Here is a 25,421-nt window from a genome sequence, read left to right on the forward strand (position 1 = left end):
CAGGGGCCGTAGGGTCTCTCCACCACCTGTTTCGTTCCCATGGCGGCATCGGGACACTGGCGCAGTTCCCTCACCGCCTGGGGATTTCTGTTGCCGGCGTTGGTTCTGATCAGTCTGTCCGTGCTGATTCCGGCTGTGATGGCACTGGTGATGAGTTTCAGTTCCACGGGCCTAGATGTCAGTGAGCCCCTCCGATTCATCGGACTGGCCAATTTCCGCCGCCTGATCTCGGACCCCATGGCGCGCCAGGTTCTGATCACCACCTTTCTGTATCTGTTCGGAGTGGTGCCTCCGATCGTGCTCGGATCCCTGGCCCTGGCCGTGCTGGTGAATCGCAGCCTGCCGGGCATGCATCTTCTGAGGGGCGCTTTTTACACCCCGGTGCTCGTGTCGATCGTCGTGGCCGCGATTGCCTTCCGCTGGCTGTATTCCGAAAACGGGTTGATCAATGGCTGGCTGTCGGCTGCCCTGGGTGATTCGTTCACGCCGATCGGTTTTCTCACATCCCCCCAGCTGGCACTGCCTGCGGTCATGTTCGTCACCCTGTGGAAGGGCCTCGGTTACTACATGGTGATCTTCCTCGCAGGGCTTCAGGGAATTCCCGGCGAGCTCTATGAGGCTGCAGAGCTCGATGGCAGCGAGGGCTGGCGTCAGCATCTGGACATCACCCTTCCCCTCCTGCGTCCCTACATCACGCTGGTGGCGGTGGTGTCCTCGATCGCTGCCACCAAGGTGTTCGAAGAGGTGTTTCTGATGACCCAGGGAGGACCTGCAGATGCCACCCGAACCATTGTGTATTACGTCTACGACCAGGCTTTCGCTGAACTGGAGATCAGCTATGCCTGCACACTCGGCCTCGCCCTGTTTCTGCTGGTGATGTTGTTCACGGCTCTTCGGCTGGCGTTCAGCAGCGATCGCTCGCTGATCTAAGCGGCTGAAAAGCCACGGCGATGGCAAGCTGCGAGGGTCTGTCGCTGCCCTTTCGGTCATGACCAGCTCGGCCGCCATGATCGGAGTTGTCGGAGGTGGCCAACTGGCACGGATGCTTGTTCAGGCTGCTGCGAAGCGACAGATTGACGTGTCTGTTCAGACAGGGGCCGCTGATGATCCCGCCGTTGATGGTGCATCACGTCTGATCAGCGCGGACCCCCGTGATGTGGCTGGAACGCGGCGGCTCGTTGAGGGGTGCAACGGCATCACCTTCGAAAACGAGTGGGTGAACATCGATGCGTTGATTCCGCTGGAGCAGCAGGGAGTTCGTTTCCGTCCTGCCCTGGCGGCCCTCTCCCCCCTGGTGGACAAGCTGCTGCAGCGTCAACTGCTGACGGATCTTTCGATTGCCTGTCCCCCCTGGATTCCGCTCAGTCGCATCTCCCCGTCGCAGCCGGCTTTGCCCACCGGATGGAGCTTTCCTGTGATGGCCAAGGCAGCGCGCGGCGGGTACGACGGCAAGGGAACGCTGATCATCAAGTCCGTGGATGAGCTGGCCCAGTTGTTGCGCCGCGTCACGGCGAGTGAGTGGCTTCTTGAAGTCTGGGTGCACTACAAGCGGGAACTGGCTCTGGTGGTGAGTCGTGATGGTCAGGGACGCGTGAGAAGTTTCCCTCTCGTCGAGACCCATCAATCCAGTCAGGTCTGCGACTGGGTTCTTGCCCCAGCAGCGGTTGAGCAATCCATCGAAGCGCTCGCCTACAACGTGGCGGCCTCATTGCTCACGAAGCTGAACTACGTCGGTGTGATGGCGCTTGAGTTCTTCCATGGACCCCTGGGGCTGCAGGTCAATGAAATCGCTCCTCGCACCCACAATTCAGGGCACTTCTCAATCGATGCCTGCAGCAGCAGTCAATTTGATCAGCAGCTCTGCATCGTGGCCGGGCTGCCGGTGCCATCGCCCCAGCTCGTCAGCCATGGTGCTCTGATGGTGAATCTTCTCGGGTTGGATCCTGATCATGCAGCTCCTCTTGAGGAACGTCTCAGCTGCTTGCGGAGTCTCCCGGACAGCCATCTGCACTGGTATCAAAAACCGAGCGAAACGCCGGGACGAAAGCTTGGCCATGTCACGGTTTTGCTGAAGGAGCAGACAGCGGCGAAGCGACGGGACGAAGCCTTGGCAGCGCTGCATGAGATTCGTCGAATCTGGCCGTTGCAGGATTCAGAAGCCGATTAAAGTTCAAACGAACTGCTGTGTTGGTGACGGCCTTTTTCTAGTGCTCTGATCTGACTCTCTTTCGACTTGGGGAGACTGTCGTGACGGTGCCGTAGACCGGCCATGCAGCCGGAAACGAAGCCCCACTTTGTCACCCCTTCTGGTTCTTCCAGGTCGAACACTGGGGCTCGCACGGCATGGTGGTTCACCCATTTAAAAAACTGTTCCGAACTGGCATTCCTGGGAGTTGACCCTTGTCTGGGTTTCTGATGGCCGGACCGTTTGTTGATACACGTTGCTGAACTGACCAACGGAACGCACCGTCGAGCCGCTGATGACTGAGCTTCATGCTGGTTGAGAACGTGTTGGGCTGGCCGGCGACCGTGGCAGATCCAGAAGGCCGGTTTCAGAAGGTGCTCTTCAGCCTGTCCGGGATTCACCATTCGGAAAGTTGGCCATGGTGCTGAGAGATCGACCAGAGTTGTGTTCTACCCACTGAATCGTCTCCGACAAAGACAACGATGCTTGATGCCAATGGATCACTGACGACAATGGAAACAGATCTTTGTTCTTGAGCTGGGACATCATCTAGGCACGGACCATTCATTGGATGAAGATGATGATGACTGGGCTGTTGAAAATTCCGTGACACCCACAGTTCAGACCTTCATGGGATAGGCAAGTGGAGACCCAGCCGGGAACGTCATGGCATTGGTGAATGGACTCGATAGAGTGGTATCAATGCTGGAAATCGTTGAAGGGCTGAAAATGAACGGAAAAATTTTGGTCGTTGGCATCGTCGCCTTTTTTCTTTTGTTCTTTGTCTACGAGTCATGGTTGATGAGAGGATTGCCTCATTGAATTGAAAGTAGAGTTCACATCCACCACATATCTGGATGGCCATGGCAGTATTTATGTATGAACGTTTAGGCGTCTTCTGTTTAGGGGGATTTGGCCTGACGAATAAATCCCTCATTTGGGGGATGAACGCTGAGCTGATTACAGCGATATTGGATAGTGCCGATCCAATGGAGGAGAAGGTCATTGACGACGTCGATCAAAAGCCCTGCCTCTCAAGCAAAGGCAGCTGATTCAAATACAGGTCGTATCGTTTCCAAGTCCACCCGCTCATCAATCAGTCTTGGCAGAGCACAACGCAAAGCAGCTGCCTGCGACCTGACCCCAGATGAGTGGATGGCGATTGGCGATGCAGGAATGCGTGCGGCTTATTTCATGCGTTACCAGGCCGGAATTCGTGATGCTTCCTTGCTTCGTTGTGATTCCTCGATCCGGATCGATGTGATTCGAATGGCTGGCGAGATGGGGATTGATCCACTGGCTTACGCCAACATGTGCCGTGCGGACAAGCAGAACCTGTGTCGTCGATATAACAATTGGAAAAAATAGGCTGATGTGTTTGATCTTGCTTTTGAGGCTTGGGAGTCTTTGGGCAGATCTGGTCAGATGAAGCTGATTAAAAGCGCTGCTTGATCCTGGTTGTCGTCATTCGGGAGCACCAGCGATATTGACATTCAGTGATGCGTCGTCCTGGGCGTATGGAGTGACGCGTTCTAACCAATGTTTTCATCTGACAAGGCACCGGGATTCAACCGTGATCCGATGTTGACTGAAACGGATGTGCCTGAAATGATCAGCCCGCTTGAGGGTGTGGCGATGATCGTGGAGGTGCCTGCATCGAATGAACATCTGGTTTGAATGACGCCAGTTCGTTGAAAACCTTGCTGATGTCCAATGACGACAGCGCTTAGACGTGATCAGCCAAAAAAATGAGGACCAGTATACGCTGATCCTCGTTCTGCACCATAGTGTCCGGGCGTTCATTCCCGGTTGTCAGTCAGGACAAATCATGAACCTCTCTGACATAGCAAGTGTCATCTGATTCGGGAATTTCCGCATCCCCTAAATGGGGGATTTTGTCGCGCGCCGGGACAGGTCAGACTGACGTCCCCATAAAAAAAGAGGATCGGTGTACGCCGATCCTCTCTCAACCAATACATACCCGGCACACTAAATCCGGGTAGTCAATTGGGAAATGAATCAAACCCAACTGACACCTCAACTCTGAGCGAACTTTGCTGATATCGCTTCCCCCAAATGGGGGATTTTTGGACAGACGAATCGTTTCCAGAGGTTTCAGATCGGTCCAGTTGTCCGCCAACGGCCGGTCCCGCTCCTTTCTGTCCGGGATCGGGCAGACCAGATCAGACGTTGTTCCTTGTGGTGAGTGGCGGTGGGGGACTCACCCATCAACGTCCACTGAAACGTCAGGCCGGCCGCATCCACCTCTGAGCCGCTCAAGGACAATCCGATCGATCACTGCTGCACGCACGGCGCGGGCAAAGTGGTTCTCCACGATTGAACGAAGGAGATCCCCTGGTGATTCCGTTGGCGTTGTCGATTCTTCTTGCCTATACAGATTCCTCAGCCCAGGGGACCATCAGGTTTCTCCCGGATGACGCCCAGGTGGCCTGTCGGGCCATTCTCCCAGCCTGTTTCAAACAACGGGATTGGGCTGATCTCTGTCTGAAGGAGCCCGACATCCGGAGTGGTCACCCAGAAGCCTGTGATCAGGCCATTGAGGCGGCTCAACCCTGATCAAGGCCGCAGCTGGTCCACGGTCGTCTGGAGAGTTTCACGGTCGAGGTTGGTGACCACGAAAACCTCCTGGGCGCTGCTGCCCTTCCGCGCCACAAGCTTGAAGCCACCGCGGATCGGGACAGAAACCCTCAGTTGCAGGGTCTGGCACCTTCCCCTGACCTTTGAAATCACCGCAGGGGTGATCGTCTGGATGCTGGGAAGGCGAGCGATGGCCTTGAGCCAGGGAATCAACCCTTCCACATAGGTGCTGTGTGTGATGACAACGCGGCCCAAATCGGTATCAAATCCCGAGATCTGGTCGAAGCTAGCGGCCATGGCTATGCCGAAGAGAGCACCGGGCCCTGGTGATGCTCCGATCCATCGATGCATTGCGACAGGCCGTTTCCGGTCCTCTCGAGGATCGATGCGGTCCCAGCGCCCGTACATTGACGGTGGAGCTGCATGGTGCTGAGGTCCGTGGCCTGGCGATCTGTCCCGGACGCGTGTTCCGCTACGTCTTTGACAGTCGTCGCAAACGCTTTCGAACCGTTGACGTCCTCAAGCTGACCAAAGCAACACGAAAGCCTGCTGCCTGAGTCAGCAGCGTTCCAGAGGCGCCATGGTGAGACCCTCCCCGGAGAGCTGCTGGTGATAAAGCTCAGCCTGCTCTAGGGGACCAGACCACACTTCAGCGGCCCCCTGACTGTCGACTCGATTGGCCAGATCCCAGGCTTTGTCTTCGCTCATGCCAGGAATGATCCTGCGTAGGCAATCCACGACGTGCTGGAAGGTGTTGACGTCATCGTCCAGCACAATCACCCGTGCCTGTGGATAACGCTGAGTCGTTCTCTCCCGCTCCAGCAGCGACGTTGATCCCGGGCTGGAGATGGTCATGACAATTGTCGTGATTTTGTTTTTCAGTTCCAGGACCCTAGGTAGGATCTCAAGAACCTAGTGGTCAAGTACATGCTGTTCACCCTCGCCTGGGCGGCACTGGCAGCAACCTTCAGCTTCTCGATCGCGATGGTGGTCTGGGGTCGCAACGGCGACGGAACCTTGAATTTCTGACGTCGTCAGGCTTCCTTGTCGAACCCTGAAGTGCCCTTGCTGAGCCAGTCTCTGGCTGTGCTGGCAGCGATTCTGCTTGTTTTCGTGAGCGTCAGTGTCATCTACCTTTCCACCGTTGAATGGCGGGATCGACGCCGACGGGATCGTTGAACCTGCACGTTGTTGACGTCCTCAAGAGGCTGAAAGCCCATCCCTTCAGCAGCTTGGTCATCGCTGTTCTGGTGCTGCTGCCCATCGGCAATCTCTGGCTGAGCGACCAACAAGACGGCCCCAAACAGGATTCAGCCATCGCTCCAGACCCTTTGCTTCAGGTGAGCGAGGGCATGCGGATGTTGCAGAGTTTCCGAGCGGATGCAGCAAAGCCAGTCCCGGCGATATGGATCAAGCTCCTTGATTCAAAAACCGCTTCAGAGCTTTGGCAGCAGCTTGATGAGCGGATCTGGTACCAAGCCTGGCCCCAGGACGGAGACCCTCTTCTCATTCTTCCTGAGACGAATGTTGTTCTACCAAGTGCAACAGCACCATTGAGGCGTCAAAAGAATGGATTCGTTCTCGTTTTCGCAGACCTGCTGAATGCCGTCACATTTGATCAGCAGACGCCGTCGGCCCGCATTCTTCCCTCGCCTCTGGAAGCGCGGTGCTTCCAATCCCTCAACAGCGGCCCCGCTGTTCTCTGGACGCCAGCTGCCCTTGCCTCGATCGCTGGACCGTTGCTGCCTCTTCTTCAGAACGCATCCCATGGTTGCTTCTCTCTGGAGCTGAAGGGCAAGGTGCTCTCCTGGAGTGGTGTCGTCGGATCACGACCGCTGCGACAGGCCACGAAACGTCTTGCTCCTCCCGATCAGCCTGCTGATCTCCCTTCGTTGGCTTCAAGGTCTCCCAAGTCCGACAAGGACTCCGCTTCCAAAGCATCATCTTCCACAACACCATCTTCCAAAACACCGTCTTCAACAACTCAGTCCTCGACAATCCAGTCGTCGACCAACCAACCTTCCGCGGCACCGTTGCTGGAACTGTCCAGCTGGTCGTCCCGATCGCTGCTTGGTGCCATGTTGAGTCGTCCTCTGATTCGTGATGGCCTTGAGGAGGACTATGGCCTTCCGCCAACCCTGCAGCTTGAGCTGCTTGATGCTCCGATTGTTCTGAGGGTGATTCCTGTCGATCAGGGCCCCTTCCTTGCTGGTGTTCAGCTGGATCTGCAGTTGCCAGCGAAGACCAAAGGGGTGGTTTCTGCACTCAAGCGTGCTGGTGAGCGGTTGAAGCAGGGTGGACTGGAGCGTCGTGAACAGGCTTTGAACGGTTCAGCTGGACGTCCTGCTGGTCATTCCGTTCTTTGGTTCGAAACGGATGACCAGGAAGAGCGATTGCTGGGCGGTTGGACCTTGAAAAGAGCTGATGCGGTCAAGAAAGGTCCTCCAAGCCTGCGGCTCACGCTGGCCACATCCCCGAATCTGGAGGGGGCGCAAGTGGCTGGCTTTGAATCACTTCCGAAGCCGCCCGTTCGTCTCAGCGCCGCGATGCAGCCAAGGGACATTGAGAAGCTTGGCCTGCTCGGTTCAAATTGGCCCAGGCCCGTGAAACTGGCCAGCCAGCTGAATCTGGTTCTGCAACCTCTGGCCGGATCTGCCACCAGCCACGAAGACTGGAACTGGATGCGCGGTCAGCTGGCAGTGCCTTGAGTTGATTCCGCCAGGCGTTGCTCGCGCTTTTTGCGCTCGCTGGCGAGGGTTTCCTCCATCAGCTCAACGGCTTGAGCCATCCGTTCACGACTCGTCAGAAACAGGTTGATGTCCTTGTCCACCCTTGCAGGGACAAGATTCAGGGACTCCGAGAGCTCAGAGGCTTTCGTCTTTACTTGTCCAACATCGGTCGCCTTGTCTGCCATGCCCTTGGAGACCTCCAGGAGGCTGAATAGTCCAATCGCCATCAGCCTGGAGTAATGGGTGTCTTCCGGACGCCGAAATTGTTTGATCCAGTCATCGAAAACAGCTTCTGACTGGTTGCCGGCTTGCTCGAGTGTGGTTCCAGCCTCCTTTCTGAGTTGTTCGGCCTCAAAGCCGTTGCTGCTGCAGAGAGCTTTGAACAACAGTGGAGGGTGCTCTTCAGGCCGGTACCCCTGAGTGAAGGAGCGAAAGACAGTGTCCAGGCCAACCGCAAACAAGGCATTGCTCTCGAACTGTTTCTGATGGCTCAACAGGTGCAGCTCAACAAGGAGCTCGTCAGCAAGCCTGCGGTACAGGGGAGCAATGACGTAAGGGAACTGCTGATGAAAATCGCGCTTGCTGTCAGCGATGGTCTGACGGTCGCCCAACTCTTGATCCCGAATCAATGGTGATGACCATAGCGCCGAAGATGTCGCCGTTAGGATCAAACCATTCGTGCAGAGGCCAGATGATCCCGATCGTGATTGAGGAGTCCGGACGGGGCGAGAGGGCATTTGATATCTACTCGAGGCTGCTTCGAGAGCGCATCATTTTTCTCGGCGAAGCTGTTACCAGTGATTCGGCGAACAGAATCGTTGCCCAGATGCTGTTTCTTGAGGCAGAGGATCCCGAAAAGGATATCTATCTGTACATCAATTCCCCTGGAGGCTCTGTGTATGACGGCCTGGGGATTTTCGATACGATGCAACATATTCGCCCTGATGTGCAGACTGTCTGCGTTGGACTGGCAGCGAGTATGGGCGCATTTTTACTTTGTGCCGGCGCGAAAGGAAAGCGCAGCAGCCTTCAGCATTCACGGATCATGATCCATCAGCCTCTCGGCGGTGCCAGGGGCCAGGCCAGTGACATCAGAATTCAGGCCGATGAAATTCTTTTCCTCAAGGATCGACTGAATCAGGAGCTGGCGGACAGGACAGGCCAACCTCTCGACAGAATCCAACAGGACACCGACCGTGACTTCTTCATGTCACCAACGGAAGCTGCCAGTTACGGCCTGATCGACCAGGTGATCGACAAGCGCCCGGTCCATTCTGTCGATTGAAATCAGGTCTCCCCAGCAAAATCTGTCCCGTCTGCGAAAGGCCTTTCCAGTGGAGAAAGGCCTGGAAAAATTGCTGGGATGATGTTGTTTATTGCTCGGAACGCTGCCGTCGGCGAAAAAACAGCACAAAGAACTCGAATATTTAATCTGATTCAATGTCAGGCCGTTGCCCGTCAACGCTTGTTCGTCAGTCTTACTTGCTGACATCGAATGATGTCCTGCCTTTAACAGTGCTGCAGATAATGTCAGAGCCATGTCTCTGGCATGTATGTGCTCCCGGTAGGGACCCGTGCGAATGCGTATTGAACGTAAACGAGAATCAATAAAAAACCACACTTACTTGGTAAGTGTGGTTCAAAAACTCTGCAGAATTGAACTGGATTGAATTGAGCTGAATTCAACTGAGGGATGGAATGGAACGCTCCTTTTCAGGAACATCGGTGAATTCAGAAACAACGGCACGGAATTCATCGCCATCCATGGTTTCCCTTTCGATCAAAAGCTCAACCAGGCGATCCATCACTTCACGGTGATCAGAAACGATGGCGACCGTCTCCTTGTAGCAGTGTTTCACCATGGTGCGGACTTGCTCGTCAATCTGACGGGCAATCGAATCTGAAACATCACTACGGGTCATCAGATCGCGCCCTAGAAACACTTCCTGACTGCCACCCTCAAGAGAGACAGGCCCCAGATCGCTCATTCCAAAACGTGTCACCATCTGCCGTGCCATCGAAGCGACTTGTTGAATGTCGCCACCGGCTCCCGTGGTCACTTCCTGATGGCCAAAGACAACATCCTCAGCCGCACGACCACCCAGGGCACCCATGATGCGCGCCTTCAGCTGTGATCTGGTGACAAGGGTCTGCTCTTCATCGGGGGAGAACCATGTCAATCCCTGAGCCTGGCCTCTTGGGATCAGAGTCACCTTCTGCACGGGATCATGGTCCTTCACCAAAGTGCCGATCAGGGCGTGGCCGACTTCGTGATAAGCGATCAATCGCTTGCTGCGACCATCCGTCAGTGGACGACCTTCCATGCCGGCGATGATCCGATCGACGGCATCGTCGATCTCGCTCAAACCAATCGCTTCTTTGCGACGCCGTGCCGTGAGGATGGCAGCCTCATTCATCAGGTTTGCCAGATCAGCGCCTGTGAATCCTGGGGTGCGCCGGGCAATGCTTTCCAGAGACAACTCAGCCTCGAGAGTTTTGTTTCTGCAGTGAACTTCAAGGATGGAGAGACGGCCCTTGATGTCGGGGGCATCAACCGTGACCTGACGGTCGAATCGACCTGGACGCATCAATGCTGAATCAAGGACATCGGGACGGTTGGTGGCGGCGATGATGATGATGCCGCTGTTGCCTTCAAAACCATCCATTTCTGTGAGCAACTGGTTGAGTGTCTGCTCACGTTCATCGTTGCCACCTCCGATTCCTGCACCACGTTGACGTCCGACGGCATCGATTTCGTCAATGAAGATCAGGCATGGGCTGTTTTCCTTGGCCTTTTTGAAGAGATCACGAACCCGGCTCGCGCCAACTCCGACGAACATCTCCACGAATTCAGATCCTGAAAGGGAGAAGAACGGAACACCTGCTTCGCCCGCGATCGCCTTGGCAAGCAGGGTTTTACCGGTTCCCGGTGGTCCAACCAGCAGCATTCCACGGGGAATCTGGGCGCCGACAGATGTGAAACGTTCCGGCTGTTTCAGGAACGTGACGACTTCTTCTAGTTCCTGCTTCGCCTCGGTGACGCCGGCGACATCATCGAATTTGACACCGGTTTCAGCTTCCATCATGAAACGGGCCTTGCTTTTCCCGAACTGCATGGCCTGGCCGGGACCTCCAGGCATGCCGCTGTTGCGACGGGCCAGGAAGATTAGGGATCCGATCAGCAGCAGCGGGAACAACAGATTGCCCAGCAGACCAAGGGCCGGAGGGGCGGAACGGGGCGGATGAATGTCAAAACTGATCCCCTCGTTCTTCAACGTGTTGATCAATTCGGGGGCCAGACCTGGAAGATCGACACGCAGACGCTGGACGCGGTTGTCGAGATCCGGATCAACGGCTTCGACGACCGCATTACGACCACCGTCGTAGATGTCGACGGCGGTGACCCGTCCGGCTTCGACGTAGTCCAGGAAACGGCCGTAGCTCATCCGGGCAACAGCAGCATTCCTCGGTGCCACCGTCGGTCCGTTGGAACCCAGGCCACTGAGGCCTCCGCTGTTCAGGACCTGCCAGCCGATCAACAGAACAACTCCGATCGGAAGCAGCCAGAGAGCAAGAAGACGCCAGCGCTGATTCATGAAGCTGAGGAAATAATTAAAGAGTGTAAAGCAGTTGCAGCGACTGCCGTGTTGTTCGTCAAAGGCTTCTGAGAGCCACGATCGGGTCCAGTTTCGCGGCACGCCTTGCCGGCACAACGCCGAAAAACAAACCGATGGAGCCCGACAGTCCCACCGTCATCAGGACCGTGCTGGTTCCAATGCTCGCTGGAAGCGGCGTCACTGCGGCAACAAGAGCGATGGTTCCAAGCCCGGCTGCCGTTCCGATGGCTCCACCCAGGCTCGCCAGGACCAGTGACTCAACGAGAAACTGCTGCAGCACATCGCTACTGCGGGCTCCGAGAGCTTTTCTCAGTCCGATCTCCTGGGTGCGCTCGCTGACCGACACCAGCATGATGTTCATGATTCCTATACCGCCGACAAGCAGGGAAATCCCGCCGATCGCTCCCAGCATGAGGGTGAGTCCCCCCGTGATCGTTCCGACGATGCTTAGGGCGTCTTTCTGAGATCGCACCGCGAAATCGTCGTCGCGAAGAATCTTGTGACGCTGCCGCAGCAGATTGGTGATCTGGAATTTGGCTGCACCTGTGCTGCTCTCGTCCTTGGCTTCGACACTAATGAAGCTGAGGCTTACGCCGTAGGTGGGATCCCGACCTGTGAGACGGGTGACCATGGTGCTGAGCGGGATGTAGGTGTTGCCGTCCTGATTGCTTCCGAACACGGCTCCCTTTGGAGCCATCACACCGACAACCTGAAAGGACTGGTTGCCGATGCGCAGCTGTTGTCCGACCGCTGATCCCGTCGGAACGAGTTTCGACTCCAGATCCGGACCGATCACGGCCACATTTCTTGCCGCTTTGACGTCCTCGTCCGTGATGAACCGTCCCTGGGACACCTCGAAACTGCGCACCGGCAGAAACTCAGGCGTGATGCCGGAAATCGAGCTGGTTGAACTTCGGGCTCCCAGCTGGACCACCTGACTGCTTGAGATCTGAGGAGCCACGCGTTTGACGCTGGGAACCTGCTCAGCGATGGCCTCAGCGTCTTCCAGCACAAGCGTTCTCGGGAAGGCGACCCCGCGTCGTCGCGTGTCGTTGTTACCGGGAACGACAAACAGAACGTTCGCTCCAAGGTTGCTCAACTGCTCTTCGGCCAGTCCCTGAGCACCCCGACCGACACCCACCAGGGTGATCACCGACGCATTGCCGATCACAATTCCCACCATCGTGAGAAGACTGCGCAGCCGGTTGCTCCTGAGGGTGGTCAGAGCCATCCTCACCGTCTCCATCGGAGGCATCCGTCTGCTCATGTCAGGCCCTCGTGCGCTTCTCAGAGCATTGTGTCCAGCTTGCCGCCTGCATCGAGGCCGGTGCCTCGATGGACCAGACCATCACGGACCTGCAGCGTGACCACCTCACCATGTCGAAGGTCGCGTGTGGCGTTGGCGACTCCTGAAATGGTGGGGATTCCCAGGCGCTGCGCGATCACGGCCGCGTGAGATGTTTCGGCCGGGGCTTCCGTCACGATTCCGGCGGCGTGGCGGATCGCATCCAGATCGTCGGCCGTCGTGTCCTGCATCACTAGGATTTCTCCGGATTCGATCTTGCTGGAGTCCCCGGGGGTGAGAGCGAGTCTCACCTTGCCGCTGACGGTTCCATTTCCGATTCCGCTGCCCTTCGCCAGAACGGCACTGACGATCCCAACCTTGACGAGATCGGTGGATCCGGAGATGCCGGTGAGGGTTCCAGCGGTTTGGATCACAAGATCCCCCTCCTTGAGCAGTCCCATGTCCTGGGCAGCGCCCATCGCCACCGTGAAGGTTCCGGAGGTGCTCTTCTGCTGAGGAACCACCAGTGGCGTGACTCCCCAGACCAGCTGAAGCTTGCGAGCGACCTGAACCTCGCTGGTGATCGCCAGGATCGGCGCCGCAGGCCTGAACTTGCTGACGTTGTGGGCCGTTGCTCCACTTTTGGTGAGCGGGAGGATCGCTGAGGCGTTGAGCTGGCTGGCGATCGTGCTGACAGCTCCGCTGATCGCATTCGGAATGGTGGATTGCAGGTGGCTATCCATCGTGCGGCGCGGATAGTCCTTTTCGATCCTGCGGGCAATGGTGGCCATGGTCTGAACCGCTTCCACGGGGAAATCCCCCACCGCTGTCTCGTTGGAGAGCATCACAGCGTCGGTGCCGTCGAGGATGGCATTGGCCACATCACTGACCTCAGCGCGCGTGGGACGCGGACTGGAGGCCATTGAATCCAGCATCTGGGTGGCTGTGATGATCGGAATCCCCAGGCTGTTGGCCCGGCGGATCAATTCCTTCTGAAGCAGAGGGACTTCCTCTGCTGGCATCTCGACGCCTAGATCCCCCCGGGCAACCATCACGCCATCGCAGAGCGGCATAATCGCGTCGATCTGGTCGATGGCCTCGAACTTCTCGATCTTGGCCACCACCGGTGTGCTGTGTCCGTGATGGCGGATCAGCTCACGGATCTCCTGCATGTCGGAGGGATTGCGCACGAAGCTGAGGGCAACCCAATCGACACCCTGCTGGAGACCGAACACCAGATCCTCCCGGTCCTTGTCGGTGAGAGCGCGAACCGAGAGCTGGACGTCAGGGAAGTTGACCCCCTTGTTGTTAGACAGAACCCCTCCTACGGTGACGCTGCAGTGCAGGGTCTGATCAATCTGGTCAACCTCCTCAACCTTCATCTCAACGCGCCCGTCATCGAGAAGGATGCGACTTCCGGCGGTCACTTCCTCCGCCAGCTTGTCGTAGGTGACCGTGGCGATGGTCTTGTTGCAGCTCACAGGCCGTGAGGTGAGCGCAAAAGGATCTCCTTTACTCAGGGTGATGGGACCATCGGCGAAGCGACCCAAACGGATCTTGGGCCCCTGCAGGTCCTGAAGGATCCCGATGTGCTGGCCGAGTTCTGTGGAGACCTGACGAATGGTGGCGATTCTTTTCGCGTGCTCGCTGTGGTCGCCGTGGGAGAAGTTGAGTCGAAAGGTTGTGGCTCCAGCCAGAACAAGCTCCCGGATCCTCTCGGCGCTCTCGGTGGCAGGCCCGATGGTGGCGACGATCTTGGTTCTTCGGGCCTGATCGAACTGAGCCATGTCCGGACCGTAAAGCCGTGCGGAAACTACCATCCATGCATCTCAGAGGCCCTCTTATCAAGGGGTTGGTGCATGGACCTCAACGCGTATCAGCACGCAGCGCGCAGCACAGCGGCCTATCCCGATGTGGGGTCCAATCCCATCTACCCCACCCTCGGCCTCAGTGGAGAAGCAGGCGAGGTGGCCGACAAGGTCAAGAAGGTCCTGCGTGATCGTGGCGGTGATTTCGATCGTGAGGTGTGTGAAGCGATCAAGCTCGAACTCGGTGATGTGCTCTGGTACGTCGCTCTGCTGGGCAGTGAGCTGGGATTTGATCTTGATGAGATTGCAACGGCCAACCTCGACAAACTTGCCAGCCGCGCTTCAAGAGGTCGGATTGCCGGCAGCGGCGATCAGCGCTGAGTCCGATGCCCCGTTATCGCTGTCCCTCCTGTTGCTGCGGCCCGGCAATCGTTCTTCACCCACCCAAGGGTGCGATTCCGATCTGTTCGCGTTGCCGAACACCGCTTGAAAAGCAGCCCCTCGTCAAACCACTGCCGCTGCTTGTGCTGGTGTCGGTGGGCACGGTGCTGGTGCTTTCATCATTCCCGATGCTGTTCAACCCATCACCATCTCCCCCATTGATTCCTGATCCAGGTCCCGATCGACGACAGGACGAGACTGTCTGACAATGATGGGGACGAATCATGTCAGGCCAAACGATTGATCATGTGGTCGTCAGTGACGAAGACGTTATGGGTCAAGAATCCCTCCTGAACCATCCATGAACAGGAATCACGAGGGCAGGCGATGAACGCTATTGCGTTGCCTGGGAAGAATCGTGCTTCAGCGTGAACAACGCGATCAAGGGTGCATGAACCACACAACCTCATCTCCGCTTCGACGTAGTCCCACATTGCGTGGCAATCACGCTCCTGATGACGTTGACGGCAGGATCGACGCAGTCCCAGACGTCACTGGATACGAGAAGGTCAACCGCTAGAGCGTCGACGTCGTCTTCTGTGGCAGACAAAACGTTTCCCGTGCGGATTAACGATCAGGCCAGTGTTTATCTCGTTCGTTTCCACTCACGCTTGTCTCCGGCAACCTGTGCTTTGCACCAGTGATCAACATCACAGGTTGCTCTGACTCAGCTCATCATGTTGAGCCGTGAAGTTGGAGATGGTGTGTGCATCGGAGGGGGACACCCCAAAGACACAAACCACACACCAGGCAAATCGATGGCTTTCAAAGCATTTCAAAAACCCAATGTGTTTTCAACGTTCAAACAGAAAAAAGAATTTGAGTATCAAGATGTCAAAGTCAGAAACCAAGAATTCATCGAAACCGCCAGTGCAATAGCTTTGAAGAGTATCGGCACTAACGAAGCTGATTATATGAGCGCTGAGGAAACATTTGATGGAAACCTCTGGGGCTTGAAAGGCAGTGATCACCTTGTCGTGATGATCGCAACAACACTATTTATGGCGGGTCTGAAGCTGATGGAAGAGATGGACAACATGCATCTCGACATCGGGGACGATCGTTGGATAACGATACGTTGAATGGTGGCAATGGCCATGACACCATGTATGGACAATCGGGTCGTGACCGTCTTCTCTCAGGACATGGAAACGACTATTTAAATGGTGGCGGTGACAACGATATTTTAATCGCCAATGGATTGGGAAAAAATGTCCACGATGGAGGTCGCGGTGTTGATGCAATTGCACTTTTCGATTACGACACTCAAAATCCAGATGAAGTCTGGGACTTTGTAGATTTTGGCGATCGAGTATTCCTAACTGAGCAGTTTATGGGCCAGGCTGGGGGCATCAGCAGGGTTGAGACAACACTCTGGAATGGTAATGCTCAAAGACCGCATCGTGATGCCAGAACGTTTGGTGATTACTATCAATCAACGGAAGTTAAAAATGATCGTGGTGAAACCCTATTTTTTATTGAAGGGCCTACTGAAAATGGTGTGACCATTGGATGGAATGCTGGTGGGATGGAGGTGATCGATAATAATGGACATTGGGATGGAGCTAAATTCGTGCATACGGAGCAGCTGACTGGAGAGAGGCAATGGATACGGGACAACTTTGCGATCTGAGCAAGATTCATGCGCCGATGCTGATGATTGAATGACGCAATCATGTTGGGGAGCCTGAGGTTCAAAATTGAACTGAAAGCCATACAAGACTCAGTTTTGTGAAAGGCAGGGCAGGATGTGTGTTCCTGATGTAACCCCCGACAGAATTCTCGGCCGATCGATCCCGTCAGCAATGGCAGGTTTTTTTATTACATGGACAGGACGAACAATGAATGCCTTGACCAGTCACGCCTGAATCCATGTTCCAAAAAAAATGGATCTCGCTTTCAAGCGAATCACGATCGCATGATTTCAGCCGGGTGATATGAATTTCATCAAAACAAGGTCAAATCGATCGTTTGATCAAGACGTTGAAGGGTTCCCCGAAGAATGCCAGGGAATCAAACGGGAGTATTCAACTTCTCGATTACGACAATTCCATCAGTTTTGTAAGGTCCAAGTGCTTGAAAATCAAAAACATCGCCACTCTCGTCTGTGAGAGTGAGAGTAAAGGATGTTGGAATCAATTCCATTGTACAACCGGCAAGTTTGTCGGGATTCTTTTGTGCCAACCAATCGCATTGATGCATCGTTTTGCTCAACTTTATGTCACCATAGAAGTTCAGCAGTTTGTCCCCTGACTGACGATCCAGACACTTGCCTTTGTAGATCCTTTCGTTCCCCTTGATGATGCCATCGTTGTTCAGATCCTGATAGAGCTCAACGCGTGCATGGCCCTTCCTTGTTTTTGATACGACCATGCTCGCATCTGGGCTCCCATGAGGATTAATGGATTTGTTGAATTCAAAGTCAGAATTGTTTGCTACATCGTCGGCCTTGATTGTACGGGTCTTGGCTCCTGTACCTATTTTTCCTTTAATAGTAGAATTGTGAGATCCCATTTGCAGTAAAATAATGATTATTATTAATTTATCATACATCATATGCCTTCGGCGGTCAACGAATCAACGTCGTATTGATGAAAGTGCCAATACATTTTTCAGGCAACAGACTTTTGATTTAATGGCAAGGAGGGCAGGGCCTTGCCAAATGTGTATCAAGTGATGTTGCCAATAGCCTGACACTTGATTCAATTGCTGTACGACTCGGTCGACGCAGTCAGTTTTCTTTTCAGATGACGTCTTTTCGCATCGGTGTTTTCGTTGTGCACGGATGGCGGATGGCGGGACCACGTCAAACAGGTCTCATCGCTCCACGACAATCAGTGTGAGCCTGCCGTGAGAGAAAACGACGCCTTCTTTCGTCGATCAACCATCTCGTCCCATTGCTGATCGGTCAGCAGCGGCTTTCACTGCTGAAAGAAGAGGACATCAAGCCATTTTGAACCACCACGTTGAACCAAGACCTGCCTGCATGCAATTGGATTTTTGCAAACGACCCCCTATTCAGCTGTTATTTGTTGTTCATCAGTCCTCGTCATGAGGTTCTCCAAAATCATGTTGAACTGCATGAGCTGTTGATCACTGAGTTGTTGTCGGCTTGTCGCCCCCAGTTCCTTTTGAAGGCAATCTCTGGCCTGAGCAGACGACCACCCCATCGTTCGAATCATCTCGTCCCCCTGGCTGAGCAAGTCGCTGCGGCGAAGCGGCACAGCCGCCGTTTCCGGGCTCTCGCCTGGTTGCATTGCGCGCAACTGCCTGAGGAAACCCACCAGATCGCTGTACCGCGTCAGCCGATGGCGACTGGCATGCCCAAAGGCCCGCTCCAGATAGATCCTTTCCCGATCACGGTCCCAACCAATTCGCTGGACCTCCAGATCAATCGCTGCCAATTCTTCGCTCCAGTCCTCTGGATCGGTGGGGGCTTCGGATGGTGGATCTGCTGTTGGTGGTTGTTGCACCTCTCCTGTCGCTGCGAGCGGTTCTGGCTTGGATGGCTTGTGAGGTTTTTCGGATGCTGCCGCTCGCTCCGGGGATGTCGTCGGCTGTTCCGTTGAATCTGCTGAAGCTTCTTGGGAAACAGCTTCTTGGGAAACAGCCTCTGCAGGAACAGCCTTTGCAGGAACAGCCTCGGGTTGGGATGGTGCGATGCGGCGCATCAGTCGTTCCAGTCCCCGCGTTTCCGCTTCCTCCGAGGTCTGGGCCTCGCCGAGGGCGCTCCCCAGGAGCTGATTGCCCTGCCAGGCCTCGATCCGCACGATGCAGCGGAGCGTGTCCACATGACAAAGCTCAGCGCGGATCTGCATGGCCTTGTCGAAGCTCTGCACTTTCTAGGCTGCCGTCATGGATGTCACGACTCTGCCGTCAATCAGTGACTGGTTTGACGGAGTTGACCAATGGCGGGAGGTTCTCGCGCTGCTCCCCGTCCTCGTCGTTCTGGAGCTCGTCCTCTCCGCCGACAACGCTGTCGCACTTGCGGCAATCGCACGACGTTGTCGCGGACAGGAACGAGAACGGGTGGCCCTCAACACCGGTATTGCCCTGGCCCTGGCGCTTCGCATCGGATTGATTCTGGTGGCTCAGTGGGTTCTGCAGAACCCTGTGGTGCAGCTGCTGGCAGCGACCTACCTTCTCTGGCTGTTCATCGACCATCTCCGGTCGCAATCCCCGGACCAGGAAACGTCTGATGACGCTTCTGCGGAGGATTCCGCTCCTGCATCCCTGGCTCGGGTGATTTTCCTGCTGGCCTTCACAGACCTGGCCTTTTCAATCGACAGTGTTGCAGCAGCTGTTGCCATCAGTGATCAATTTCTCCTGGTGATCACAGGCGCCGTGATCGGGATTGTGGCGCTTCGCTTCACGTCTGCCCTGTTCATTCGCTGGATCGCGATGTATCCAAGGCTTGAAACCGCAGGGTTTCTTGCCGTTGGCTTCGTGTCCCTGAGATTGTTCATTCATGTGCTTCGCCCGGAATTGCATCAGCCGGATTGGTTCACCTTGGTGGTGGTGACGGCTCTGTTCAGCTGGGGGCTCTCCCGCCGACAGCTCATCTCTGCCCCTGGATCTGATCATGCTGGTTGAGCTGCGTCAGGCGGACAGCGATGTGTTGCTCCATCTCGTCGAGATGGATGATCCACCGCAGCCGGGTCGCTGGTTCTCTCTGGATCAGACGTCCTATCTCGTTCTGCAGCGGCGGCATCGCTATCGGCTCCACAACGGTCGTTATGAAATCGGCTGCATCGCGTTGATGGTGAAGCCGCAGCAGCGGCCCAAGGATGCTGTGGCCTGGCGACATGGATGGGTCATCGGTGATGCGGAGTGCCGTTTCAATGCCCGCAGTCCTCTGCTGAGGTGTGCTGTCTGGCCTGAAGGCCCTTGCGATCGCTGTACCCATCGCGAACCGCGATGACCTCGAAAGGCATCTGGTACGGCGGCACGGTGGTATCCGGCCATGGGGTTGCTTCAGGACGATCGGACGACTCCCCCTATCCAGCTGGGACAATCGCCCTGCAGACCCCCCACTTCGCTTTGCGGGGCTTTGATCTGCATAATTGCTGGCCCGGAACGATCAATCTCAGTTTTGCTCCGCTCGAGGTGAGGCTGCACAGCGCTGATCATTGCTTTCCTGATCTTTTCTGGACAGAACTTCATTCGCCTGAGACCTTTTCTTTCTGGCGGATCGAGATTTGTCTTGATGACGGGCCAGCCATTGACGGTTGGATCTATCGGCCCCATCCGGAAACCAAACAACGCCACTGGCAGCCAGATTCCATGCTGGAGTTGCTTGCACCTTCATTGCCAGGGGTTGTCACAGGTGGATCCTTATCGATCCGCGATCCTGCGGATCGGATCCGGGTGATCAACACGGCGCGATTGAGAGCGCGACTGCTGGAGTTTCTGAAATTCCGTGTCCTTGCTTCACAAGGCCTGTTTTTCCAAAACACCGAGGGCAACCATCGCCGTGAATGGTTGGGCGCTTGTTATCCAGAAGCCCTTGATCTTGGAGATCAGGACCTGGATCAGATCTGGTCACAGGCGAAATCTCTGTACACTGAGGATTGAGACATTTCCCGGTTGAAAGTAACAAATTGGTCGCATGATCAGGTTGGTTTCAAGCAGGGGCCATTAATGTCTTCCTGAATGTATTAAATACAAAGATCAATGTGCAGTCTTTTATAGTTAATTTGCTCGAGATTTACTGCTTGTCTGCCATTCTCTATCAAGGATTTCGCTTGTCATGCCATCTCCGGTTGGTGAGGATGTTTGTTCCGCACGTTCTCCCTGTCTGAATGATGGGATGGACGCCGATTCAATCCAGCCAATCGCATGCAGGATCCAACGGGGAGATCGATGGGATCAACCCAGTGTCATCCCTTCTGAGGCTTTGAGTTGTTGCAACAGGGTTGATCCTTCACTGCGTCCTTTGCCCTCCAGTTGTGCAGAACGGATGAGCAGTGGGCAGCCTTGCGTACTCACCACAAGGCCGAGATGCGCAGCACAACACAGCACGGTTCCCGACGGCTGGTCGCTTGTCGGGTCGCTGGTCGTTGGCCAACGCCCGATCAACGCCTGCGCTTCCTCTGACAGCTGATCGCGAAGCCGTTCAATCAGCGGTTCGGTGCTGAGCAACTTCAGCCGTTTTCCCTGCCAACAGGTGTAGGCATTCGGATAGAGCGCCATCACCTGTCGGTGAAGAGACAGGGCAGAACGCTTCCAGTCGATCATGAAATCCTCCTTGTTCAACATGCGGGCGTAGCTCACTGTTCCGTTCTTCGCGTCCTGGGCTGTGACGCCAAGTCGCATGAGACGGTCCGTTTCCGTTCCCGGTCCTGCAGCTTCGATGCGAGTCATCGCAGCAACCATCAGTTCTGCGGTGAGTTGGCTCAGTTTTTGGGCGAGCTGCTCGGCGTTATCCAGCAGTCCAATCGGCAGAGGCTGTTCAATCAGAACCGGACCGGTGTCAAGACCTTCCTCCATGGCCATGATGCCGACGCCGGTTTCGGGATCTCCTTCCAGCAGGCTCCATTGAATCGGTCCTGCACCTCGCCATCGCGGCAGCAGTGAACCATGGCCGTTCCAGCATCCCAGCGGCGGGAGGTCCAGCACGGTCTTTGGAAGGATCTGGCCAAAGGCCACCACCACGGAAACATCTGCGTTCAGTTGCGCCAGTTGTTGCTGAACCTCAGTGTCCTTGCGAATCCGCTGAGGCGTGAACACAGCACAATCAAGATCCAGAGCTCTTGCTTTCACGGGTGATGGAATCAGCTGCTTCCCACGTCCACGGCGACGATCCGGCTGCGTCACCACGCCAACAATGGTGTGGCCTGCATTGATCAAGGCCTCCAGGGTCGGAACGGCGTAGTTCGGCGTGCCCCAGAACAGAATGTTCATTGCACAGGTTCCGCTTTCATTCGCTCAAGACTGTTTGAGAAGACCATGCCCCACCTGTTTCCAGGGCATCCGGATTGATCCGAAGCGCCGTCCGAACTCCATCGCCTTCAGGTAAAGGCTGCCGCTTCGTTCGCGACACCAGGGCCAACTCAGAATGTCCAGGCCGCCGAACGGTACGAATGGGTTGCGACGCAGGGAGGCATAAACCTCCACCCGAGTTGTCTGGATCCTGGTCGCGGATCGGCAGTGAAATCCATGGGTATCGGCGATCACCAGTGTGTTGCCGGGAACAGCGAAGCGATGTGGGCAAGGCAGATTCATCGCGTTCAGATCCTTCATGGCGGCGCGGAAGGAGCCCCTCGCGTGGTAAGTGATCGCTGATTCTGCGGCTGTGAGGCTCTGGATTTTCTCCCAGGCCAGGCGTTGGCTGGTCAGGCGGTGGGACCCTGGAACATAGGAGAGAGGCCCGGCTTCGTCCTGAACATCCTCGAGAAAGAGCCAGGCCTTGGCCGTGGAGTGAAACGTGTCGGAATGGACGCTGGCCTGTGGATCCGGGTGCTTTCCTGTCCCTCCCGAGAAGATTGCCTGCAGTGAAAACACCGGTTCGGCGAGAGTTCCGGCGACGTATCGGATCAGATCCTTCAGGTCCCGTCGGCTGATCAGGTTGTGCAGGGCAGGTGACAGGCGCTTGAGTTCGACACCGTCGAGAAAAACGCGTCGGGTCGTGGTTGTGCCCTGCGTCATGTCATAACGATCCCAGGGCTGGTTCAGGACTTCCTTCTGGAGTGATCTGAACTCAGCCTGCGGCAGAAAGTTTTCGATGCAGATGAAACCGTTCTGCTCGAACTGATGGAGCAGGGACGCGGGGATGCGTCTGCTGATGCGCCGCCGCCGTCGTGCCGCCAGCCCTGCGGCGAGTTTCAGCCGCAAGACATGCAGCCCACGCTGGTTGAGCCAGCGATTGCCCAGAACTGGATTGTCTCGAAAGGATTTCGCACTAGTGAACACAGCCAGGGCCGCCAGCGGCAGTCCCAGCAGATCCCGTCCGGACATCAATTCAGGCTTCGCCGGTGATGGATAGACCGTCGACCCAGACGTGGGGAGAGACGCCTCGGGTTGTGACCTCGGATTCAGGCTCGAGATGAATGATGTTGTTCAGCAACTGACGAATGTCACCGGCAACGGTGGCCGCTTCCACGGAGATGCGTTCACCACCCTTCACAAGCCAGCCATCGAAAGGAAGTGAAAATGATCCCTGGCTGGCTTTGACGCCGGCATGGAGAGCACTGAGATCTTCAATCAGCACAAAGGGATTGGACTCACTGCGGTGATCCAAGGAGCGTCCGCTGTCGCAGCCATCTGAGGAACTCACAACGAACCAGTCAGGTCCAACGGAGACCTTGGCGCCGAGACCGGCATGGCCGGTCGGCTGGACACCGAACGCCCGTGCCGTGGCTTCTGAATGCAGAAAGCTTTTCAAAACGCCACCTTCAATCAGGCTGAGGCGTTGCGTCGGAGTTCCTTCGCCATCAAACGGAGCCGCCCCGATGTTCTCCGGGTGAAGACCGTCATCATGCAGAGAAAGAAACGGAACAGCGATGCGGCTGCCGAGATCGTCCCGTTGACTGAGGCTGACGCCGTCCAGGACGGCGCGAGCATTCAGCATGCTGCTGAAGGCACCGATCAACGACAGAAAGGCCTCGGGTGTGAAGCAGATCCGGTAGCTCCCGGTTTCGATCGGTTGGTAGGCGAGATGACTGACCGTGCGATCCGCCGCCTCTTGAATGCATCCCGAGATGTCCAGATCGTCGCTGCCGAGTGCCAGGCGAACCGCTCCGGAACTGCGCGGTTTGCGACCTGATTCCTCAGCTCTTGCGTACAGATACAGGCTGGCTTGCGTCCTCTCCATCTGACGCAGGGCACCGTCACTGTTGAGATACAGGCTTTGTGAGAGGGATTCCGCCAGGCCGTTGTAGGGAACGGTCTGAATGGCTGGATGGCGACCCAGAAGATCGGCCTCTGCCTGGCGCAGGGTATCGAGAAGCGGCAGGATCCCCTGTCGCTCCTTCAGGGGACGGTCCAGTTCCGGCAACGGTGCTGTCGCCAGGGGCGAAAAGGCAGGGACGTCGTCCGGGTTGCCGAGGCGGCTGGCTTGATGAGCACCGAGGAGAGCCTGTTCAAGGCCTTCGGGGCTGAGATCTGTGGTGCTGGTGATTCCGATGAGTCCATCGGAGTTCCAGACGCGCACCGTGATGGAGCTGCGCTGAGCGGCCTTCAGCTGCTTGGCTTCACCGCGGTCGACCTGGACAGAGCAGTCATCGCTGCAGGCAGCCCCCAGATCCCACTGACGGATTCCGGACTGACTGGCCAGGCGATGGAGCTGGTCCTGAAGGGCCCCCGCGTTCAAACGGTTGTCGGAGGACTGATCGGTGGAGGTCATGGTCAGCGGCCCCCCACCGTGATCGAATCAACCTTGATGTGGGGCTGACCGACGGTGACGAAAATGCTCCCACTCACGGAGCCGCAGAAACCTGCCGCCAGCTCGAGGTCGTTGGCACACATGGAAATGCGTGGCATGACCTCCTTGGCATCACCGATCAAGGTGGCCCCTTTGACAGGTTTGGTGAGGTTGCCGTTCTCAATCAGGTAGCCCTCTTCGACAGCGAAGTTGAACTGGCCTGTCGGGCCGACACTTCCGCCGCCCATCGCCTTGCAGTAAAGCCCACTATCCACCGACGCGATCAGTTCATCGGGTGAGTGCGGCCCGGCATCGATGAAGGTGTTGCGCATCCGACTGGCTGCCGCGAAGGCGTGGCTTTGGCGGCGGCCACTACCGGTGCGCCGGTGACCCGTGCGCAGTTCACCGGCTCGATCACTGATGAAGCGTTGCAGGATGCCGTCCTTGATCAGAACGGTCCGCTGGGGGGCCATCCCTTCATCGTCCATGGACATGGAGCCGAAGGCACCGCCGCTCAGTCCTTCGTCGATTGCCGTGACGGCGGGATGGGCGATCTGAGTCCCGACGCTCTCGGCGAAGGGAGTCGTACCCCGTTCGATCTGCGTCGTTTCCAGAAGGTGCCCACAGGCTTCATGGAAGATGACGCCGCCGAATCGATTGGCCAGAACCGCCGGCATCTGCCCTGCATCCACATACTCCGCTCGCAGCATCTTGCCGGCGCTTTCACACACTTCAGCAGCGCTCGACTCGCAATCCCAGTTCTTGAGATCGTCAGGTCTGTCCGTGCTGCCGTAGCGACGACCAACACTGGAACGGTGTTCACCATCGGCGGCAAGAACCGAGAGTCCGGTGGATTGATGGAGACGAATGTCGCGGGCGAAGGTGCCGTCAGAGGCTGCGACCAGAACCTCCTGCCAGTCGCGGGAGTAGCTGCCTCGACGCACCTGGAGATGTTGACCGAAGCGCTGGAGGTGGACCGTCCCCTGAAGGAGTCGGCCGCTGGCCATGGTCAGGTCCGGACAGCGGGCCAGCCAGTCCTGCTTCGTCGTGCCGTGATCGGTGAGATCGTTCAGACCCTGAAACGATGGAACCGCAGCCGGGGAACCTGCCACGAGACCAAGCATCGCCAGTGCCTGATCGAGGGAACGGGTCAGACCCTCGCGGCTGAGATCATTCGTGCTGACAAATCCATCACGTCCATTCAGAAAGACGCGCAATCCGGCCCCTCGCGAGAAGGACGGATTCACACTTGTGATCGTGTCTTGTTCGGCGAGGAGACCGAGATGATCGGTTCTCTCCATAAAAACCTCAACCAGGTCAGCACCGGATGAAGTCCCGCGATGGAGAAGATCCTGGAGAAGATCCTTCCAGCCAGACGAAAACGAAGCAGTCAAGAA

32 protein-coding genes and 1 other RNA gene are annotated in these 25,421 nt (G+C 56.4%); 20 read left to right on the forward strand and 13 right to left on the reverse strand.

Annotated features, from left to right (window positions below; genetic code table 11):
* The first annotated feature begins 39 nt into the window (after window positions 1-39).
* From KR100_RS07710 to KR100_RS15840, 6 genes are all read left to right on the forward strand, one after another.
* On the forward strand, window positions 40-930 hold the full coding sequence (locus KR100_RS07710) for a carbohydrate ABC transporter permease (RefSeq protein ID WP_038544560.1): 891 nt from the start codon (window positions 40-42) through the stop codon (window positions 928-930).
* A 58-nt stretch (window positions 931-988) separates the two neighbouring features.
* Window positions 989-2,167, forward strand: a complete 1,179-nt coding sequence (locus KR100_RS07715) for a 5-(carboxyamino)imidazole ribonucleotide synthase (protein ID WP_239420291.1) — start codon at window positions 989-991, stop codon at window positions 2,165-2,167.
* A 6-nt stretch (window positions 2,168-2,173) separates the two neighbouring features.
* A non-coding RNA gene (gene ssrS, locus KR100_RS14990) (6S RNA) lies at window positions 2,174-2,357 on the forward strand.
* Window positions 2,358-2,851: 494 nt separating this feature from the next.
* Window positions 2,852-3,007 carry a hypothetical protein gene (locus KR100_RS16345; protein WP_162176500.1) on the forward strand — a complete coding sequence of 52 codons (156 nt, stop codon included), beginning with the start codon at window positions 2,852-2,854 and terminating at the stop codon, window positions 3,005-3,007.
* A 35-nt stretch (window positions 3,008-3,042) separates the two neighbouring features.
* A complete protein-coding gene (locus tag KR100_RS16350) occupies window positions 3,043-3,237 on the forward strand; it encodes a hypothetical protein (RefSeq protein ID WP_038544562.1) in 195 nt (64 codons plus the stop codon).
* Window positions 3,191-3,553, forward strand: a complete 363-nt coding sequence (locus KR100_RS15840) for a hypothetical protein (protein ID WP_156097976.1) — start codon at window positions 3,191-3,193, stop codon at window positions 3,551-3,553. The genes KR100_RS16350 and KR100_RS15840 overlap by 47 nt, the downstream gene beginning before the upstream one ends.
* A 747-nt stretch (window positions 3,554-4,300) precedes the next feature.
* Here KR100_RS15840 and KR100_RS15845 read toward each other — a convergent pair.
* On the reverse strand, window positions 4,301-4,465 hold the full coding sequence (locus KR100_RS15845; RefSeq protein ID WP_156097977.1) for a hypothetical protein: 165 nt from the start codon (window positions 4,463-4,465) through the stop codon (window positions 4,301-4,303).
* A 57-nt stretch (window positions 4,466-4,522) separates the two neighbouring features.
* Here KR100_RS15845 and KR100_RS07740 point away from each other — a divergent pair, with 57 nt between their 5' ends.
* Complete coding sequence (locus KR100_RS07740) at window positions 4,523-4,762, forward strand: hypothetical protein (protein WP_038544568.1); 240 nt, start codon at window positions 4,523-4,525, stop codon at window positions 4,760-4,762.
* Here KR100_RS07740 and KR100_RS07745 read toward each other — a convergent pair whose 3' ends face one another.
* Window positions 4,763-5,038: a DUF2103 domain-containing protein gene (locus KR100_RS07745; protein ID WP_038548328.1), complete on the reverse strand. Its 276-nt coding sequence runs from the start codon at window positions 5,036-5,038 to the stop codon at window positions 4,763-4,765. It lies immediately after the preceding gene.
* A 74-nt stretch (window positions 5,039-5,112) separates the two neighbouring features.
* Between KR100_RS07745 and KR100_RS07750 the strand changes: the two genes are divergently transcribed.
* A complete protein-coding gene (locus tag KR100_RS07750) occupies window positions 5,113-5,340 on the forward strand; it encodes a hypothetical protein (protein ID WP_038544570.1) in 228 nt (75 codons plus the stop codon).
* 1 nt (window position 5,341) lies between these two features.
* Here KR100_RS07750 and clpS read toward each other — a convergent pair whose 3' ends face one another.
* Window positions 5,342-5,638, reverse strand: a complete 297-nt coding sequence (gene clpS, locus KR100_RS07755; RefSeq protein WP_038544571.1) for an ATP-dependent Clp protease adapter ClpS — start codon at window positions 5,636-5,638, stop codon at window positions 5,342-5,344.
* 72 nt (window positions 5,639-5,710) lie between these two features.
* Here clpS and petN point away from each other — a divergent pair, with 72 nt between their 5' ends.
* Genes petN through KR100_RS07765 form a run of 3 tightly spaced genes read left to right on the forward strand, consistent with a single transcriptional unit; the run spans window position 5,711 to window position 7,491 of the window.
* Window positions 5,711-5,812 (forward strand): cytochrome b6-f complex subunit PetN, encoded by a 102-nt coding sequence (gene petN, locus KR100_RS07760; protein ID WP_028951966.1) that lies wholly within the window; start codon window positions 5,711-5,713, stop codon window positions 5,810-5,812.
* Window positions 5,813-5,827: 15 nt separating this feature from the next.
* Complete coding sequence (locus KR100_RS16930; RefSeq protein ID WP_255347472.1) at window positions 5,828-5,962, forward strand: hypothetical protein; 135 nt, start codon at window positions 5,828-5,830, stop codon at window positions 5,960-5,962.
* Entirely contained in the window at window positions 5,959-7,491 is a 1,533-nt protein-coding gene (locus KR100_RS07765) for a hypothetical protein (protein ID WP_038544574.1), read from the forward strand. The genes KR100_RS16930 and KR100_RS07765 overlap by 4 nt, the downstream gene beginning before the upstream one ends.
* Here KR100_RS07765 and psb29 read toward each other — a convergent pair.
* Window positions 7,473-8,123, reverse strand: a complete 651-nt coding sequence (gene psb29, locus KR100_RS07770; protein ID WP_038548330.1) for a photosystem II biogenesis protein Psp29 — start codon at window positions 8,121-8,123, stop codon at window positions 7,473-7,475. The two genes, KR100_RS07765 and psb29, sit on opposite strands and share 19 nt — an antisense overlap.
* Window positions 8,124-8,203: 80 nt before the next feature.
* Between psb29 and clpP the strand changes: the two genes are divergently transcribed.
* On the forward strand, window positions 8,204-8,797 hold the full coding sequence (gene clpP / locus KR100_RS07775) for an ATP-dependent Clp endopeptidase proteolytic subunit ClpP (RefSeq protein ID WP_038544576.1): 594 nt from the start codon (window positions 8,204-8,206) through the stop codon (window positions 8,795-8,797).
* On the forward strand, window positions 8,794-8,943 hold the full coding sequence (locus KR100_RS14995) for a DUF2256 domain-containing protein (protein ID WP_071839874.1): 150 nt from the start codon (window positions 8,794-8,796) through the stop codon (window positions 8,941-8,943). Before clpP ends, KR100_RS14995 begins: the two co-directional genes overlap by 4 nt.
* Before the next feature lie 251 nt (window positions 8,944-9,194).
* On the opposite strand, the gene ftsH is transcribed toward KR100_RS14995, so the two are convergent.
* Genes ftsH through pyk form a run of 3 tightly spaced genes read right to left on the reverse strand, consistent with a single transcriptional unit; the run spans window position 9,195 to window position 14,201 of the window.
* A complete protein-coding gene (ftsH, locus tag KR100_RS07780) occupies window positions 9,195-11,108 on the reverse strand; it encodes an ATP-dependent zinc metalloprotease FtsH (protein WP_038544578.1) in 1,914 nt (637 codons plus the stop codon).
* A gap of 58 nt (window positions 11,109-11,166) precedes the next feature.
* Window positions 11,167-12,396, reverse strand: a complete 1,230-nt coding sequence (locus KR100_RS07785; RefSeq protein ID WP_038544580.1) for an ABC transporter permease — start codon at window positions 12,394-12,396, stop codon at window positions 11,167-11,169.
* A 20-nt stretch (window positions 12,397-12,416) separates the two neighbouring features.
* Window positions 12,417-14,201, reverse strand: coding sequence for a pyruvate kinase (pyk, locus tag KR100_RS07790; protein WP_038544582.1), 1,785 nt, complete (start codon window positions 14,199-14,201; stop codon window positions 12,417-12,419).
* A 72-nt stretch (window positions 14,202-14,273) separates the two neighbouring features.
* Here pyk and KR100_RS07795 point away from each other — a divergent pair, with 72 nt between their 5' ends.
* From KR100_RS07795 to KR100_RS07815, 4 genes are all read left to right on the forward strand, one after another.
* The gene (locus KR100_RS07795) at window positions 14,274-14,603 is read left to right on the forward strand and encodes a nucleoside triphosphate pyrophosphohydrolase family protein (protein WP_038544584.1); all 330 of its coding nucleotides are present in this window, start codon (window positions 14,274-14,276) and stop codon (window positions 14,601-14,603) included.
* 5 nt (window positions 14,604-14,608) lie between these two features.
* Complete coding sequence (locus KR100_RS07800; protein ID WP_051847397.1) at window positions 14,609-14,869, forward strand: hypothetical protein; 261 nt, start codon at window positions 14,609-14,611, stop codon at window positions 14,867-14,869.
* Window positions 14,870-15,340: 471 nt separating this feature from the next.
* Complete coding sequence (locus tag KR100_RS07810; protein WP_038544588.1) at window positions 15,341-15,745, forward strand: hypothetical protein; 405 nt, start codon at window positions 15,341-15,343, stop codon at window positions 15,743-15,745.
* Complete coding sequence (locus KR100_RS07815) at window positions 15,727-16,296, forward strand: hypothetical protein (RefSeq protein WP_156097978.1); 570 nt, start codon at window positions 15,727-15,729, stop codon at window positions 16,294-16,296. Before KR100_RS07810 ends, KR100_RS07815 begins: the two co-directional genes overlap by 19 nt.
* A gap of 380 nt (window positions 16,297-16,676) precedes the next feature.
* On the opposite strand, the gene KR100_RS07820 is transcribed toward KR100_RS07815, so the two are convergent.
* Together KR100_RS07820 and KR100_RS07825 are read right to left on the reverse strand one after the other, a co-directional pair.
* Complete coding sequence (locus tag KR100_RS07820; RefSeq protein ID WP_038544592.1) at window positions 16,677-17,219, reverse strand: hypothetical protein; 543 nt, start codon at window positions 17,217-17,219, stop codon at window positions 16,677-16,679.
* A 458-nt stretch (window positions 17,220-17,677) separates the two neighbouring features.
* Window positions 17,678-18,502 carry a hypothetical protein gene (locus KR100_RS07825; protein WP_369793786.1) on the reverse strand — a complete coding sequence of 275 codons (825 nt, stop codon included), beginning with the start codon at window positions 18,500-18,502 and terminating at the stop codon, window positions 17,678-17,680.
* A 16-nt stretch (window positions 18,503-18,518) separates the two neighbouring features.
* On the opposite strand from KR100_RS07825, the gene KR100_RS07830 reads away from it, so the two are divergent.
* Genes KR100_RS07830 through KR100_RS07840 form a run of 3 tightly spaced genes read left to right on the forward strand, consistent with a single transcriptional unit; the run spans window position 18,519 to window position 20,237 of the window.
* Window positions 18,519-19,256 (forward strand): DUF475 domain-containing protein, encoded by a 738-nt coding sequence (locus tag KR100_RS07830; protein ID WP_038544594.1) that lies wholly within the window; start codon window positions 18,519-18,521, stop codon window positions 19,254-19,256.
* Entirely contained in the window at window positions 19,246-19,584 is a 339-nt protein-coding gene (locus KR100_RS07835; protein ID WP_038544596.1) for a DUF6464 family protein, read from the forward strand. The genes KR100_RS07830 and KR100_RS07835 overlap by 11 nt, the downstream gene beginning before the upstream one ends.
* Window positions 19,581-20,237: a hypothetical protein gene (locus tag KR100_RS07840; protein WP_038544598.1), complete on the forward strand. Its 657-nt coding sequence runs from the start codon at window positions 19,581-19,583 to the stop codon at window positions 20,235-20,237. The genes KR100_RS07835 and KR100_RS07840 overlap by 4 nt, the downstream gene beginning before the upstream one ends.
* A 294-nt stretch (window positions 20,238-20,531) precedes the next feature.
* Here KR100_RS07840 and fmt read toward each other — a convergent pair whose 3' ends face one another.
* The 4 genes from fmt to KR100_RS07860 are packed head-to-tail and all read right to left on the reverse strand — an operon-like array spanning window position 20,532 to window position 25,418.
* Window positions 20,532-21,566: a methionyl-tRNA formyltransferase gene (gene fmt / locus KR100_RS07845; protein ID WP_038544600.1), complete on the reverse strand. Its 1,035-nt coding sequence runs from the start codon at window positions 21,564-21,566 to the stop codon at window positions 20,532-20,534.
* 24 nt (window positions 21,567-21,590) lie between these two features.
* Window positions 21,591-22,619: a phytanoyl-CoA dioxygenase family protein gene (locus KR100_RS07850; RefSeq protein WP_038544601.1), complete on the reverse strand. Its 1,029-nt coding sequence runs from the start codon at window positions 22,617-22,619 to the stop codon at window positions 21,591-21,593.
* A gap of 4 nt (window positions 22,620-22,623) precedes the next feature.
* Window positions 22,624-24,006 carry a TldD/PmbA family protein gene (locus KR100_RS07855; RefSeq protein WP_038544604.1) on the reverse strand — a complete coding sequence of 461 codons (1,383 nt, stop codon included), beginning with the start codon at window positions 24,004-24,006 and terminating at the stop codon, window positions 22,624-22,626.
* Between the two features lie 2 nt (window positions 24,007-24,008).
* Window positions 24,009-25,418, reverse strand: a complete 1,410-nt coding sequence (locus KR100_RS07860) for a TldD/PmbA family protein (protein WP_038544607.1) — start codon at window positions 25,416-25,418, stop codon at window positions 24,009-24,011.
* Window positions 25,419-25,421 lie beyond the last annotated feature (3 nt).

It is taken from the genome of Synechococcus sp. KORDI-100, assembly GCF_000737535.1.
Classification (GTDB): Bacteria; Cyanobacteriota; Cyanobacteriia; order PCC-6307; family Cyanobiaceae; genus Parasynechococcus.